We start from the raw sequence: 15,385 nt of genomic DNA on the forward strand, positions 1-15,385 counted from the left end.
TCCTCTCGAAAAATGGATGAAAGCCGATTATAGGGAACGCAACCGCATATCGGAAGTGAACCATTGCCTGTATGTCAGCAAACTTAGAATGATGCCGGTAATCGCGGCGGAGCTGGTAAAGGCAAACACGATCAAAATCTGATACCGTACTGCTTCAACAGGGTCGGCGCCGGCAATGATCATGCCTGTCATCATGCCGGGAAGCTGAACGAGACCAACGGTTTTCATGCCGTCGATGGTTGGAATCATGCTTGCTTTGACCGCCCGCTTCAGCACGTCCTGGAAAGCACGTCTGGGGGCAGCTCCAAGAGCGAGCAGCGTTTCGATTTCGCCTTTGGACGTCTCGACTTCGCGTTTCATCTGGTTCAAGAACAGTCCTGCAACCACCATCGCATTGCCGATGGTCATGCCGCTGAGCGGAATGATGTATTGCGGCGTCGGCTCCACGATGTGCAGGCCAAGCAGCAGTCCCATCATAAGCATTTCCGTCACGGCGAGCGAAATGGCAATATGCAGGCCGACCCGTCGCAGTCCTTTGCCGCGTTTGGCAGCATTGAACGAGGCGACCATAATCATGAAAGCGACGATGGCCACGATGAGGATCGGATGATCGGTATTGAATATGAATTGCAGCACATAACCGACAAGCAGCAGTTGAACGGCCGAACGAACCGTGCCCACGGCAATGTCGCGTTCGAGCCCGAGCTTTTGCCATACGGAGACGAGCATGGTAATCATGATAAACACAACCGTGAAGCTTAATGCAAAGATGGACATAAGTGCACCACTCCTTAATCTGCCTTCAGGGCGGAATCGGATTGTGAAAGGTATTGCCGGGCAGGCTCGGTTTCCGGCGCGGCAAAGAATCGGGTCGTGGTCTGGCGCTCCAGCAGCGTGTGATTGCCCATGAACCAGACGGTGTCGCTGAAGGAGCGGGCTTGTTCCTGGTCATGGGTGATCCATACCAGCGAAGTTCCTTCCTGCTTGCTCCACCTTGTGAGCTGAGCTTCCACGAGCTTTGCGTTGACCAGGTCCAGAGACGCCGTAACCTCGTCCAGCAAAAGGATTTCGGGACGCAGCAGCAAGGAGCGGATCAGCGCGACGCGCTGCTTTTCCCCGCCCGACAGATCACCGGCCCGCTTGTGCAGATCAAGCCCGGCAAGCCCCATGCCGGCCAGCAGCTCGACGGCGAGTTCTTTTTCATACGGTTTGCGATGCAGCAGATGCACGGTTTTCAAATTATCCTCCACGCTGCCTGCAAGCATCACCGGTTGCTGCGCGACATACGTCATGCGCATGCGCCAGTTTCGGGGATCGGAGGCGCGATAGGAGATGCCATTATACAACATGTCGCCTTCGCTGGGCGCGTCAAGCAGGCCGAGGATGCGAAGCAGCGTGCTTTTCCCTTGACCGGAAGCGCCCAGTACAGCGATCCGTTCGCCTTGATCGATCGCGGCCTCAACGCTGCTGAACAGAAGGCGCTGCTCTTCGGTGCCGATCACTTTGGCCAACTGATGGATGGATACTAATGTAGACAAGCCGCATACGTCCTTTCCAACATGATGTTAATCATCTTAGCAAAAATGATGAGCAATGAAAATCGCCGTCCGTGACGGCTTCGGAAAGCAACTGCAACAAAAGGTTGTTTTTGGTAAGATAAAGGGGAGTCGTCTTCGACTTGTGCCATAAGGGGTGGAATCATAATGTTGAACATCCGTATTTCGATGATCCATGACAAGGAGGATATATCATGACAGACACGGCCGGACGAAATCAAGTAAATTGGGGCATTATGGGGACAGGCTGGATTGCTTCCCAATTTGCGAAAGATCTTGCCCATGCGGGAAATGCGGCAAAATATGCCGTGGCTTCGCGCTCGGAGGAAAGTGCAGCCCGATTTGCGGGAGAGCATGGATTTGAACGCAGTTATGGTTCGTACAACGAAATGCTGCAGGACCCGGAACTGGATATCGTTTATGTCGCGACGCCGCATCCGTTTCATAAAGAAAACGTGCTCGCCTGCCTGGAAGCCGGAAAAGCGGTGTTGTGCGAGAAGCCGTTCACGATGAATGCCCGCCAACTGGAGCAGCTGGTTGAAATCGCGCGGGAGAACAAGCTTTTTCTTATGGAAGGCATGTGGACCCGTTTCCTGCCGCCCGTTGTACAGGCTAGACAATGGATTGCCGAAGGGAAGATCGGGGAGGTACGCCTCGTAAAGGCCGATTTTGGTTTCCGGATCGGCTGGGAACCGGAGAGCAGGCTGCTTAATCCGGATTTGGGCGGAGGCGCTTTGCTGGACGCTGGCGTGTATCCGATTTCATTTGCGTCGATGATTTTTGGCGAGCAGCCACAGAATGTGTGGAGCACGGCCCATATCGGCGAGACCGGCGTGGACGAGCAGTTCTCGGTGTTGTTGTCCTACCCGGGCGGGCGCTCGGCTTCGCTGAATGGCGCGGTGCGGCTCAACCTGAGCAATGAAGCGATCATTTACGGTACCGAGGGTTACATTCGTTTGCCATTCTTCCTTGCAGGCAAAGAGGCCTATTTGCACCAGAACGGTCAGGACGAACCGAAAACGTTTAAAGATGATCGGACTTGCATCGGTTATGCTTTCGAGGCTGAGGAAGCCGGTCGCTGCATCTTGGAAGGGCGCACGGAGAGCACGGTCATCCCGCTGGAAGAATCGCTGGAAATCATGAAGCTGATGGATACCATTCGCGGTCAATGGGGATTACGTTATAAATTTGAGTAAATGTCGGGTGCGAAGTGCACGCAGACGGTAGTCATGAGTTTTGAAATGAGTGCTGGGGTTGCTCCATTTTTGAAGTGGACGCAGTTCCAGCACTTGTTTTATAAATCAGAGCTCTAGCGAACCTCAGACACTTTATTTTGCAGATTTTCAATGATGAAAATGGCTAACGAACCTCAGACACCTTATTGGAGACAAAATGAGCAATTCGGACCCGAATTCCGGTTAATAGGGTGTCTAAAGTTCGTTAGAAATAATGTTGGCGAAATGCGGCCAAATAAGATGCGTCAGGTTTGTTAGAATATACAACGTTTATAGGAAAGGGCTGGAGTGACCACTTATGTCATTCCAGCCCCATTTTGTTTAATTGCGCAGCAGATTTAGATCAAATTCGGGAACAAGCCCTTCCTTCATGGCCCGCCCAAGCAGGGCAGTGATCGCGCCGTAACCGTCCTCGCCCAGGTTGGCGCTGAACTCGTTCACGTACAGGGCGATATGCTGGGCAGCGACGTCGGGGTCCATCTCCTGGGCGTGCTCCATGACGTATGCCTTGGATGCCTCCGGATTGGCCCAGGCATATTCGACGGAAGCGCGAGCCCATCCGGCCAAGGCTTGCACATCCATGCCGCGGCGCGCAATGATGGCGCCGAGCGGAATCGGCAGGCCTGTATCGCTCTCCCACCAGCTGCCGAGGTCTGTCATCAGTTTCAGCCCGTACGTTGGATACGTGAAGCGGGCTTCGTGGATGACGAGGCCGGCATCGATCTGGCCGTCGCGGACTGCAGGCATGATCTGGTCGAACGGCATGACGACGATTTCGCCGACGCCGCCGGGAACATTCTGTGCCGCCCATAGCCGGAACAACAAGTAGGCCGTTGATTTTTCGCTCGGAACGGCAACGCGGCGTCCGGACAAGTAGGCCGGATCGGTTGTTCCGTTTGCGGTCAGCACGAGCGGTCCGCAGCCTCGGCCAAGCGCGCCTCCGGCAGGCAGCAGGGCATACTCGTTCAGCACGTATGGCAGCGCGGCGTAGGAAATTTTCAATACGTCCGGGCCGCCTGGATTGGCAGCCAGCCCGTTGGTGATGTCGATGTCGGCATAGCGGACGTCCAGCTCGGGCGCGCCCGGAATCAGGCCATGCACCCAGGCATGGAAAATGAATGTGTCATTGGGACAAGGGGAAAAAGCGATCTTCATGATGTAAGTACCTCCCTGAGAATGGAACTGGCGGTTTGGAGCGCATCCAGGGCATCCTTGATGCGCCATGCGTCGCGGTCGCGCGGGCCGACCGCGTTGGAAATGCCGCGCAGCTCGAGCACGGGGATGCCGAACCGCGCGGCCGCCGTAGCCACGCCGAAGCCCTCCATGCCTTCGGCGGCGGCATCCGGCACGCGGCGCAGCAGCTCCGCGGCCATTTCGGCCGTCCCGGTCGCCGTGGATACGGTGACCGCGGTGCCGCCGCTGGCCGCGTGCCCCGCACGCTCCAGCGCCTGGCGCAGCCGGGCGGCGAGCGCAGCGTCCGCCGCCACCATGGACGAGCCGAATCCGAGCTCGTCCACGCTGAGGAAGCCGTCTGGCGTCTGCGAGCCCAGATCGGCTGCAACGATGGCGTCGGCTACCACGAGGGAGCCGACGGCGGCCCGGCCGGGAAAGCCCCCGCCGATGCCCGCGCTAACCACCAGCGCATAGGGCGCCGGTGGGTTAGCGGTGTCGGTCGGGCTGCCCGGCCCGGGCACTGCCGCCGCGGCCGGCGAAGCATAGGCCAGCGCAGCGGCAGTGCCCGCTGCGGCGGAGGCGGGGCCGACCCCCGCAGCGATCACTTCGAAGCGCGCGGCGGCGTTGTCGCCCAGACCGCGCAGCACGGCATCCTTTTCCGCGTCGACGGCGGTGACGATTAATACGCGGGGCACGGAAGCGCCCGGTGCTTGAGCGGTTTGTCCTATATGAGTCGAAGCTTCATTTGACGAATTCATCGATGGTTCTCCCTTTTAGACTGAAATAGTCGTATTTGGACAGTACACGTCATGCCAGTGCATGTCCTCTTCTCCATATTAACGGAATCCAAAAGCGGAGAACAACCTTGAAGCGTATGAAATTCCATGGCATTCCTGCCAATCCGCACAAATGGCGAACCTAGTCAAAGTAAAATGTTATGTTACTTTATTCATATTCAATCTTAAAAATAACGCGATTCCGATGAGAAGTCAAAAGTTAAGGTTGACATACTGTATGGGGTGTACTAATAATAATAGTACAGTTAATACACTTGAATCGTATCCATCCAATCCGGCTCTGAATTCGGCAGCAGCATTGGGTGTAGGTGTATTACCTATTTTAGAGAGGAGGTGCGGGATGTTCGAATTGGATGTGCGCAGCCGTAAGGCGATCTATGAACAGCTGGTCGATAAATTCAAAGAAATGATCGTATACGGCGTTCTCAAACCCGATGAGCAGCTTCCTTCCGTGCGCAGTCTGTCGACCGAACTGACGGTGAATCCGAATACGGTCCAGAAGGCTTACCGGGAGCTGGAACGCGAAGGTTTCATATACTCATTGCAGGGAAAAGGGAGCTTCGTATCATCGTCCGTGGAACATCCGAATACAGCCATGAGGGATGAAATCAGAGCGTCTTTGGTAAAACTGATCGCCGAAGCCAGCTATGCGGGCTTGACCAAGGCGGATATTGCGCTTCTATTCCAGGAGGCCATGGCCCGGATTGAAAAGGGGGAGCCGAATGATTGAACTGAATCAGGTCATCAAGGCATTCGAGCATGAGAAGGCCGTTGATGGCGTAACGATGCAGGTACATAAAGGATCGATCTACGGACTGCTCGGTTCCAACGGCGCAGGCAAAACATCCCTGCTTAAAATTCTGGCAGGCATTTATCGCCAGGATCACGGTACGGTCCGGATCGACGGCAGGGAGATTTATGAGAATCTGGACCTGAAGGATCGCGTCATCTTTATGGCGGATGCTCCCTATTTCTTTCCCCAGTCTTCGATTATGCAGATGGCTTCCTTCTACCGCAGCGCGTATCCGCGTTGGAACGAGGAGCGCTTCGAACAGCTTGGCCATGTATTCAAACTGGACAGGAAACGCAAGCTGCACCGCATGTCCAAAGGCATGCGCCGCCAGGCCGCTGTCTGGCTCGGACTCAGCTGCATGCCTGACGTTCTCCTCATGGACGAACCGATCGACGGACTTGATCCGGTCATGCGGCAGCAGATCAAAAACCTGTTGTTCCAGGAAGCTGCGGAGCGTCAGGTGACCATACTGATTTCATCCCACAATTTGCGCGAAATCGAGGACCTGTGCGACCATGTTGCCATCATGCACAAAGGCCGCATCATCGTGGAACGCGATTTGGACGACCTCAAGGCCGACACGCACAAAATACAGGTGGCTTTCCGCGATCCGGCACATGCCGATGCGCTTGACGGGCAGCTGGAGATTTTGCACGAAGAGAAACGCGGCAGCGTCTCGCTGTTTATCGTCAAGGGGAATCGCGACGAAGTGACGGCCAGCTTCCGGGCGTTCGAGCCGTATTTGCTGGATGTGCTGCCGCTGACGCTGGAGGAAATATTCATTTACGAAATGGAGGATGCGGGGTATGACATTCAACCGATTGTACTTTAACCGGGGCATCCTGATCCAAAATTTCAGGCAGCACGGCTGGATCGGCATTTTATATCTGTTTGCGCTGCTGTTTGCGGTGCCGCTTCATATTGCCACGGAATACAGGGAGGTGCCGCAGGAGATCGCAAGCCTTTTCCTGGTCAATGGCGAGGCGCAGCTGTTATTTGCGATCACTTTTCCGGTTGTTGCCGGACTGTTTATTTTCCGGTATCTGCAATCCGGTGGACCGGCGGATTTGTTCCACAGCCTGCCTTTGCGCCGCGAGCATCTGCTTACGGTTAATCTGTTCAGCGGGTTCATCCTGCTTCTGGTGCCGATCTGGTTGACCGTGGGCATAACAGGGTGGGTGTGGGCCGCGCAGGCGGAACCGGCGTTTATTTTTGGCGGTGCAGAGATATGGATGTGGGGCCTGAGCATGACGATTTATACCCTGTTCATGTTCATGTTGACCGTAGCGATCGGCATGTGCATCGGGCAAACGGTCCTGCAAGGCCTTACGGTATATGCCATTTTGTTGCTGCCCGTCGTCGTTTGGGGCGTTTTCGAACTTCATTTGCAGCATTATCTGCTTGGTTTTCCGAGCGAAGCCATCGGACGTTACGCCGAAAAAATATCGCTTGTGACACGGGTGGCTTCGATCAGCAGCGTTCCCCCGTACACGATTGAACTGACGATATACGGAATTCTGACCGTTATATTCATTTTGCTCAGCTACGTGTTATATGCACGCAGGAAAGTTGAATCGGCTACGCAAGCTGTGACGTTCCGGATCGTGAAGCCGGTATTCCGTTTTGGGTTCATGTTCACGCTGGTGCTGATCGGTGGAGCTTACTTTGAAGTGATCTCTCCTGAGGGCTCATCCGGTTGGGGTATCATGGGATACGTTCTAGGCGGTATTGTCGGTTATATTGGAGCCGAAATGATCATTCGCAAAACCTGGTTGATTTGGGACACAAGGCTTCTGCCCCAATTTGCCGTTTACGGCATCGTTGCAGGACTGATTTTGTACGTGCCGGTCGCCGACTGGAACGGTTATGCTTCCAGAGTGCCTGAGCCTGAAAAGGTTCAGAGTGTCAAGCTTGGCGGGGATTATTACGTTTATGTAGACGGCGTGTATCTGAAAAGCGATGACAGCCACTTATACTCCGATAATCCGGAATATATTGGCGCCGTCCTGGCACTTCATGAAAAAATCGTTACGTCGGATCTTCCGCTGCCGACCAACTCGTCGAGCATGGATCGTCTCCGTGATGAAACGGTGATGATCAATTACCAATTGGATAACGGCAAAACCATGCAGCGCAAATACCAGATTCCCGAAGAGGAATTCAGGCAGGAATTGAAGGCGATCAAAGAGACCGACGAGTATAAACGCGTCGCGTATTCTACCGATTTGCTGGATGGGGACGTACGAAGCATCGGTTTGAGTTCCAACGTCAGCGGAAACCGCAAGGCCTATATCAGTAATCCCGGACAGATCCGCGAATTCAAGGCCTTGTTGAAGCAGGATGTCCTGAATCAGACTTATGACGATCAGCTAACGCCATGGAGTCCGAAATTCAACGTCGAGATTTATGCACTGTCCGACGCTGCATCCATAAACCAGCAGGTACCCATGACGTATTATGAAATTAAGCCGAGTTACAAACAAACCATCGAATGGCTGAAGCAGCATGGGCAGTACGAACAACTTGAGGTATCCCCCGATGAAATTTCGTCCGCGCAATTTGTGAAAGAGGAGATCAACAGTCCGGGCAAGTTCAAATGGGTGTATGCAGAGGAAAACTTTATGAATGGAAGTCCCGATGGCAGCAAGCAGGTCGCGACCAATAACAAAAAGATCATCGGCGACTTGCTGGAGCGCCAGCGTTCGGCATTTTATACCGATCAGGACGTCGTCTACCACATCAAGCTGAACGTCGATCGGGGCGAGAGCATCTACATGATGCTCAAACAGGAAGATTTGACCAAGGAAATGAAAGAAATCTTGGCTGAGCAGTAACCCATGAAGGCTCCGGGAAGGGTTCTCCCGGTCATGGGCTGCTCCAACCAGGCTTGACTGCAAGAGTGGTATGGAATATATTAGAAAAAGATGATCGTGATTCGCCGCCAAACAAATATGAAGGCGAATCACGGCAATGAACGGCTTATGGGGAAGCACCCGTATGACACAGGTACTGTTCACACACCTGTCATGCGGGTGTTTTTTGTTGTTTAATACTGCCGATTCATTGCAGCTGGAGCAATTCATGCTCCCATTTCAATACTTCTATCGGGGAGGACGAGAGCTAATGGAAACGTTGAACGGAAATGCACGTACGGCTGTATCGAATCATCGCTCAATCAAGGGCAAGGAGGCAGGTAAACCGCGTTTTCGCCGCATGATTACCGTCTGCGCGGCATGGTTTGTGCTGTTTGGCCTGACGATGTTCGTTTGGCCGCCCACCGGTGCCGAGGCTTCGGGGCTTGAGCTGAGCCCGACCTATCAGAAAGCGTGGGACAAAGTGCTTGGGCAAGCGGATACAAAGACGAGCACGGCATTGAAGGAAGCATACGGGCATGCGGGAATGTGGGTAGCCCGGAAACAGGCATGGGAGCAGAAAATCAAGGTGCTCCATGCCGCCAATGCAGCCGAGGCAGATCGGTTGCGTTTGGCAATCCGACAGACGGATGCAGCCAAACTGGACGGACTTCTAAGCGAGGTGAAGCAAACAGAAGCGCGTTACGCTCCGATGTTCAAGCTGTATGAAACGCTTAACAAACAGCTTAAGGCAGCCCGTGCGGCAAAGAACAAGGAGTGGACCGCTGCCATCCGGACACAGGTGGAGAGCATGAAACCGGTCGTGCAGCTGGCAAGACAGGACATTCGTGGGAAGAAACAAAAACTGGCCGATGCACGCAAACAAAAAAATGCAAAAATGAAACAGCTGCGAAGCGGGCTTGCGAGCGCCGACACCGTCAAAAAACAGATTCAAACGGCCAAACGGCAGGCGAGCTCTTCCAAGGAACGGTATTCCAGCGCCTTGCAAAGGTTGAAGCAGACGATGAAGACAGGGCAGGCAGCACGTACATTAACCGATGCCAAATCATTGGCCACCGCCGCTGAGAATTGGTCGGGCTCGCAACAGCGGATTCATGAACTGGAGCTGAAGGTGACGGCTGTTTACCAGAAGGTAAAACAACAGTTAAGTTCTTGAACGATACGCTGCAGAAGGCGAAGCGAAGAAGAACAGATGTGACCGCGGAAACCTAAGGGGCTGCCTGTGCGTAAACAACTTTGAATGTTGAGGAACGCTTCAAGGAATGAATTGGGGTGAAGCTTTTGCAGTCAAAGTTGAAATCGAGTCCACGGGATCGGCCTATGTTTGCAAGGAAAATGCTTTGGCTTACGTCATTGGTTTTGGCATTGTTCGCCGTGGGACTCTGGGCTATGGGACACATCACACCGAAGGTAAATGTTTTGTTGATGAAGTCTGTTATGCGCCTTGCCTCGCCTGACCATGGATTGGATGAACGCTTCATGAAAGGAGCGGGTGTTTCACGCTTGCAAGATGTCGTTTATGGGCAAGAGCATGACAATAGCACGCTCGACGTGTATTATCCAACCGAGGCGAAGAAGCGGCTGCCCATCGTTGTATGGATCCATGGCGGCGGCTGGGTTATGGGGGATAAAGGACAGATTGCCCATTATGCAGCGGAACTGGCGAAGCGGGGTCACGTCGTCGTCAGCATGAATTACGCACTGGCGCCCCAAAAAAGATATCCCTCGCCTGTCATGCAGGCCAATCAGGCGCTTGCTTACGTGAAGGAACATGCAGCCGAGTTTCGCGGCGATGCATCCAAACTGTTCTTGGCCGGCAATTCTGCGGGTGCGCAGATCGCCAGCCAGATGGCAGCCGTGATCACGAACCCGTCCTTGGCCAGGTTGATGGATATTCATCCCGCCGTTGATGCGGAACAATTAAGAGGGGTGCTTCTGTACTGCGGTCCGTACAATCTGAGCACGGTCGGCCAAACCGGATTCCCGTTCATGCGCACGTTCCTGTGGTCGTATACGGGCATGAAGGATTACGAGGAATATCCGCGCTTGAACGAGATGTCCGCGGTATTGCAGGTTACGAAGGATTTTCCGCCTGCATTTATTACATCGGGGAATAAGGACCCTTTGACGGTTCAGTCGGTCGAGCTTGCCCAAGTGTTGAAACGGCTGGAAGTGGAGACCGAAACGCTCTTTTTTTCGGCTTCAACGGCCAAGCTGGGCCATGACTATCAATTTGCGCTGGACACGGCCAGCGGCAAACAGGCATTGCACGCCGCAGCGCGGTTTATCGAGAAACATAGCCAATGAATGCGCGATGCCTTCGTATTGCGTGATGCCTTCGTATAACGTGGGAAACCCGCCATATTCCGGTATGGAGATGGCGGGTTTCCCATTCTGAGTCCACTTACTTCGAGGATTCCAGTCGACGTATAAGTGCATGAAGCCTGCGCATCGCTTCTTCCACCGTGGAACGCGGACAGGCCACGTTCATCCGCATGAATCCGTCCCCCTCGGAACCGAAGGCAGTGCCGCTATTAAAGGCAAGTCCTGCCTCATTCAACAACAGGTCAACAAGCTGCTCCTGGGGAATGCCCAAGGCACGAAAATCGAGCCACAGCAGGTAGGTTGCTTCCGGGAGATGAACCCCCACCTGCGACAAATGTTCGGAGACATATTGCTGCACAAACTCCATGTTTCCTTGGACATACATGAGGCAGTCGTCCAGCCAGTCTTCGGCACCGTTATATGCCGCTTCCGTGGCGACGGCGCCAAAGGTGCTGATGCTCGAAAGCCCCATCGTTTGCACGCCTTGGCTGAATATTTCGCGAAGCTTGGCATTCGGAATAATGATGTTGGAGGTGCTGAGCCCCGGAATGTTGAACGTTTTGCTTGGGGCTGTGCAAATGATGCTTCGCTCAGCGATCTCGGCCGAAACCAGCGAAAGCGGAGTATGCGTTCCGCGTTGGTGCACAAGGTCGGCATGGATTTCGTCCGAAACGATGAGCACGTTGTATTGCAGGCATAGCTCGGACAATTTTTCCAATTCCTCCCGTGTCCAAACCCGTCCAACCGGGTTATGCGGGCTGCACAGAATTAGCATTTTGACACGTCCGGTTTGCAGGCAGGATTCCAGTTGCTCCAGATCCATGAAATAATGGCCGTTTTCCAGTTTTAACGGGTTGGTCATCAGTTCCCGGTCCTGGCCGCGCACTACCTGGTAAAATGGCGCGTATACCGGGGTTTGGATAACGACGGCATCTCCCGGTTTGGTGAAACGCTGCACCGCAATGCTCAAGGCCGGCACAATTCCCGGCGTAAACACCATCCACTCGTCCTGAATGTGCCAGCCGTGACGTCGCTGCATCCAGCCCCGCACAGCCTCGTGATAATCACGGGTACGCACAGTATAACCATAGACCCCATGCTGCACGCGGCGTTGGAGTGCCTGTACGACAGATGGCGGCGCAGCGAAATCCATGTCTGCGACCCACATCGGCAGCGCGTCCGCGACGCCGAATATTTCCTCCAGCGCATCCCATTTTTCCGAACCGGAGGAAAGCCGATTAATCGGTTCGTCAAATGTATTCTTTTTCAATGGAAAATCCCCCTTCAGATCCGTTCTTGCGACACTAATCGACAGACTATTATCTGATAAATTCATCGATTGCGCAACCGTCTCCCATAGGTTTGGGTCATATCCTGTATCTGCAAAATCGAGGGGATTTATTCGCTTGTGCGGCATTACAGGGCGCCAAAAAAACAACCACCGCAAGGCATCCTCCGAAATATAGGAGATCAGCCGTGGTGGTTGTTCATATTGCCGATATTTTATAAATGCTCGTTAAACCAGCCGACGATGTGTTCCAGCCGCCGCACTCTCAGGTACGGATTGCCGCCGCGGGACAGTTCGTGATTCGCGCCGGGAAAGCGGACCAAACGCGTCTTTTGCCCGCGTCGCTTCAAGGCGATGAATAACTGCTCTGCCTGTTCGATCGGGCAGCGGAGGTCTTGCTCTCCGTGCAAAATTAGCAGCGGCGTATGGATCTGTCCCACATAAGCAAGAGGGGAGTGCTTCCACAGCTTTTCCGTATCTTCCCAAGCGTTGCCGCCAATCTGGTCTTCCGTGAAATAGTATCCGATATCGCTGACTCCGTAGAAGGAGAGCCAATTGGAGATGGAGCGCTGCGTAACTGCGGCCTTGAAGCGGTTCGTATGCCCAACGATCCAGTTGGTCATGAAGCCGCCGTAACTGCCTCCCGTTACGCCCAATCGGGATTCGTCGATGTACGGGTATGCGGATAAAGCGTAGTCCAAAGCTTCCATCAAATCGCGATAATCCCCGCCTCCGTAATCCCCGCGGCATGCGTTAACGAACTGCTGCCCATAGCCCAAACCGCCACGAGGGTTAAGGTAGACGACGGCATAACCTTGCGCGGCGAGCATTTGGAATTCATGCATAAACGTGAAGCCGTACATCATGTGCGGACCCCCGTGGATCTCCAAAATGGTTGGCACTTTGACGTCCTTGGTCGTATGTCCGGGTTTCATGATCCATCCCTGCAAACGCAGTCCGTCCGAAGCATCGAACCAAAACGTTTCAGGAGTGCAGACACCGATTTCTTTCCCCAATTGCGGGTTGCTGCAAGTCAGTTGCACAGGCTCCTGTTCCGATGCTTTGCTGTGTTCGTACAGATAAATATCACCCGGATTCAGGACATCGGCTTGAGCGGCAATGATCGATCCGTCAGGCAATTCCGCGAACTGATAAATTTCCTTTTCCGCAGGCAGCAGGTATTCCCCATGACGCCCATCCAGCGGGAATCGGGCAACGCGTACGCTGCCATGAACGGTGGCCAGGCACAAAATCGTTGAGCCATCCCGTGTATATACCGGTCCGGTCGTGGTAAGTGTTGATCGCATGTCGCCAACGATGGCATGACCGAGCTGAACATCCCAATCCTTGCTCACACAGCGAAGTTCCCCACCTGATGCAGGAAGGACATATAACTTGGTGAGCGTGGCATTGCCATAAGAACGGTCGCTGGCAAACAGCGCGATGGACCCTGAATCCGGCGCAAAGGCCAAACGGCTGAATTGATAGCCCTCCGGCGTCAGTTGCTGGACATCCGAACCGTCCGGACGGGCAAGGTAAACATGGTTAGTCATTGAAAAGTCGTTGTTGTCCTCGCCCGCCTTTGGCATTTGGGTGATCCAGGCGATGCTGGACCCGTCGGGTGACCATGCATAGTCAGCCACATCGAAATGGCCGGAAGTGACCTGCCGGGATTCGCCTCCGTCTACAGGTAAAACAAAGAGGTGAGCTCGCTGCCCATTCCACAACCCGCTGGCATCGGATTTCATCCGGATTCGATCCACTACGAGTTCCCGCAGCGGTTTGTCCGGTTCATCCGCATCCTCTCCGGCTCCCGTATCCGGTTTTACGGATGATTTCACGAGCAAGGAGGAACCGTCGGGCGACCAGCACAGGGAGCTGACACCTTGTTCAAGGTGCTTGACCCGAATCGCCTCTCCACCATCGGCAGCAATCAGCCACGCTTGGGTTTTGCCTTCATGTTCCCGCAGAAAGGCCAGCCGTGTTCCATCCGGCGACCAGGCAGGCGAGTGATCACGCGTACCTGAGGTGAATGGCCTCTCTTTGAGCTCATCCAGTTCCAAAAGCATCAAGCGGGATACATAGCCATCCTGCTGCTCATTGACCCTGCGGCTAACGTAGACAAGCCGAGTGCCATCGGGAGAGGGGATTGGGTCATGGACCCATGTAATCTGATATAGATCCTCCGGCGTAATGCCACGCTGTTTGCTCAATGTGTCTCCTCCTGCCATTGTTTTATTTTCCTGACCTTTCCATTTATCATAAATCAATGCGCCGACCTGGACAACACTTTAAAATCAAGTAAAGTTTGCGGAAAAGGAATTGCTCACGGGGTGCCGAATCCTAGAAGATATGGCTTGAATGCGGTTGATTTCGATGAAATCCCGCCATGGCGCTGGAAAAGCGTAAAGGGTCATCATTCAATCCAATCGTCCAATATCGCTCTGAACAGGCGGGAAAAGGAGGAAGACACATGACCAGAAACAAAGCAGAAACACGAACGGTGCGGCTTCCCGATGGAACGGAATTGCCGGCCATCGGGCAAGGCACTTGGTATATGGGCGAAAGCATCCATCAACGTGATGATGAGGTGAGAGCGCTGCAGAGCGGACTGGCGCTGGGCATGACGCTGATCGATACGGCGGAGATGTATGCCGACGGTAGAGCGGAAGAAGTGACGGGCGAGGCTATAAAGGGCCGTCGGGACGAAGCATTTATCGTTTCGAAAGTGTATCCCCATCATGCCGGTCGCAAGCACATGCAGACTGCCTGCGAGAACAGCCTGAAACGGTTGAACACGGATCGGATCGACTTGTATTTGCTGCATTGGCGCGGTCATATACCGCTGGAAGAGACGGTGCAGGAATTGGAGCGGCTGAAGAAGTCCGGCAAAATTTTGCGTTGGGGCGTCTCCAATCTGGATACGGAAGACATGGAAGAATTATGGCGCATACACGGCGGAGAACAGTGCGCTGCCAATCAGGTGCTGTACCATGCCGCTTCGCGCGGGATCGAGCATGATTTGCTGCCGTGGCAGCGGGAGCGCCGCATCCCCGTTATGGCTTACTGTCCTCTTGCCCAAGGGGGACGATTGCGCCGGGATCTGTTGGAGCACCCGGTCATTCGGGATATCGCCTCGGCCCGATCGGTGCGACCGGCCCAGATTGCGCTATCCTGGGTTATACGAGACGGTGACGTGCTAGCTATTCCGAAAGCGGTGCAGCCGGACCATGTGGCAGACAATGCCGCCGCGATGGACATCGTCCTGACGGCTGAAGAATTGGAACGGATCAACGAGGCTTTCCCCGCACCGGGGCGCAAAGTCCCGCTGGATATGGTCTAGTT

The 15,385-nt window shown here is 54.2% G+C and carries 14 protein-coding genes; 8 read left to right on the forward strand and 6 right to left on the reverse strand.

Annotation, left to right across the window (positions count from 1 at the left end):
• Positions 1-27 precede the first annotated feature (27 nt).
• Complete coding sequence (locus RSX24_RS19160; protein ID WP_343261528.1) at positions 28-777, reverse strand: ABC transporter permease; 750 nt, start codon at positions 775-777, stop codon at positions 28-30.
• A 14-nt stretch (positions 778-791) separates the two neighbouring features.
• Complete coding sequence (locus RSX24_RS19165) at positions 792-1,538, reverse strand: ABC transporter ATP-binding protein (RefSeq protein ID WP_236420179.1); 747 nt, start codon at positions 1,536-1,538, stop codon at positions 792-794.
• Positions 1,539-1,750: 212 nt separating this feature from the next.
• On the opposite strand from RSX24_RS19165, the gene RSX24_RS19170 reads away from it, so the two are divergent.
• Positions 1,751-2,752 (forward strand): Gfo/Idh/MocA family protein, encoded by a 1,002-nt coding sequence (locus RSX24_RS19170; protein WP_343261529.1) that lies wholly within the window; start codon positions 1,751-1,753, stop codon positions 2,750-2,752.
• A 360-nt stretch (positions 2,753-3,112) separates the two neighbouring features.
• Here the strand turns inward: RSX24_RS19170 and RSX24_RS19175 are convergent, their stop codons facing one another.
• Together RSX24_RS19175 and RSX24_RS19180 are read right to left on the reverse strand one after the other, a co-directional pair.
• The gene (locus RSX24_RS19175) at positions 3,113-3,946 is read right to left on the reverse strand and encodes a 1,4-dihydroxy-6-naphtoate synthase (protein WP_236420177.1); all 834 of its coding nucleotides are present in this window, start codon (positions 3,944-3,946) and stop codon (positions 3,113-3,115) included.
• Positions 3,943-4,722: a futalosine hydrolase gene (locus RSX24_RS19180; RefSeq protein ID WP_343261530.1), complete on the reverse strand. Its 780-nt coding sequence runs from the start codon at positions 4,720-4,722 to the stop codon at positions 3,943-3,945. The genes RSX24_RS19175 and RSX24_RS19180 overlap by 4 nt, the downstream gene beginning before the upstream one ends.
• A 379-nt stretch (positions 4,723-5,101) precedes the next feature.
• Between RSX24_RS19180 and RSX24_RS19185 the strand changes: the two genes are divergently transcribed.
• The 6 genes from RSX24_RS19185 to RSX24_RS19210 all read left to right on the forward strand — a co-directional run bounded on the left by RSX24_RS19185 (position 5,102) and on the right by RSX24_RS19210 (position 10,734).
• On the forward strand, positions 5,102-5,491 hold the full coding sequence (locus RSX24_RS19185; protein WP_236420175.1) for a GntR family transcriptional regulator: 390 nt from the start codon (positions 5,102-5,104) through the stop codon (positions 5,489-5,491).
• Positions 5,484-6,386, forward strand: a complete 903-nt coding sequence (locus RSX24_RS19190; RefSeq protein ID WP_236420174.1) for an ABC transporter ATP-binding protein — start codon at positions 5,484-5,486, stop codon at positions 6,384-6,386. Before RSX24_RS19185 ends, RSX24_RS19190 begins: the two co-directional genes overlap by 8 nt.
• Positions 6,361-8,388, forward strand: coding sequence for a hypothetical protein (locus RSX24_RS19195; RefSeq protein ID WP_343261531.1), 2,028 nt, complete (start codon positions 6,361-6,363; stop codon positions 8,386-8,388). Before RSX24_RS19190 ends, RSX24_RS19195 begins: the two co-directional genes overlap by 26 nt.
• Before the next feature lie 289 nt (positions 8,389-8,677).
• A complete protein-coding gene (locus RSX24_RS19200; RefSeq protein WP_343261532.1) occupies positions 8,678-9,583 on the forward strand; it encodes a hypothetical protein in 906 nt (301 codons plus the stop codon).
• A 106-nt stretch (positions 9,584-9,689) separates the two neighbouring features.
• Entirely contained in the window at positions 9,690-9,884 is a 195-nt protein-coding gene (locus RSX24_RS19205; protein ID WP_343261533.1) for a hypothetical protein, read from the forward strand.
• On the forward strand, positions 9,853-10,734 hold the full coding sequence (locus RSX24_RS19210; RefSeq protein ID WP_343261534.1) for an alpha/beta hydrolase: 882 nt from the start codon (positions 9,853-9,855) through the stop codon (positions 10,732-10,734). The genes RSX24_RS19205 and RSX24_RS19210 overlap by 32 nt, the downstream gene beginning before the upstream one ends.
• Before the next feature lie 97 nt (positions 10,735-10,831).
• On the opposite strand, the gene RSX24_RS19215 is transcribed toward RSX24_RS19210, so the two are convergent.
• Together RSX24_RS19215 and RSX24_RS19220 are read right to left on the reverse strand one after the other, a co-directional pair.
• Positions 10,832-12,022 (reverse strand): MalY/PatB family protein, encoded by a 1,191-nt coding sequence (locus tag RSX24_RS19215; protein ID WP_343261535.1) that lies wholly within the window; start codon positions 12,020-12,022, stop codon positions 10,832-10,834.
• 233 nt (positions 12,023-12,255) lie between these two features.
• Entirely contained in the window at positions 12,256-14,253 is a 1,998-nt protein-coding gene (locus RSX24_RS19220; RefSeq protein WP_343261536.1) for a S9 family peptidase, read from the reverse strand.
• Positions 14,254-14,513: 260 nt separating this feature from the next.
• Here RSX24_RS19220 and RSX24_RS19225 point away from each other — a divergent pair, with 260 nt between their 5' ends.
• Positions 14,514-15,383: an aldo/keto reductase gene (locus RSX24_RS19225; protein ID WP_343261537.1), complete on the forward strand. Its 870-nt coding sequence runs from the start codon at positions 14,514-14,516 to the stop codon at positions 15,381-15,383.
• Positions 15,384-15,385: the final 2 nt, after the last annotated feature.

The sequence above is a fragment of the Paenibacillus hubeiensis genome, assembly GCF_032334105.1.
Taxonomy (GTDB): domain Bacteria; phylum Bacillota; class Bacilli; order Paenibacillales; family Paenibacillaceae; genus Paenibacillus; species Paenibacillus hubeiensis.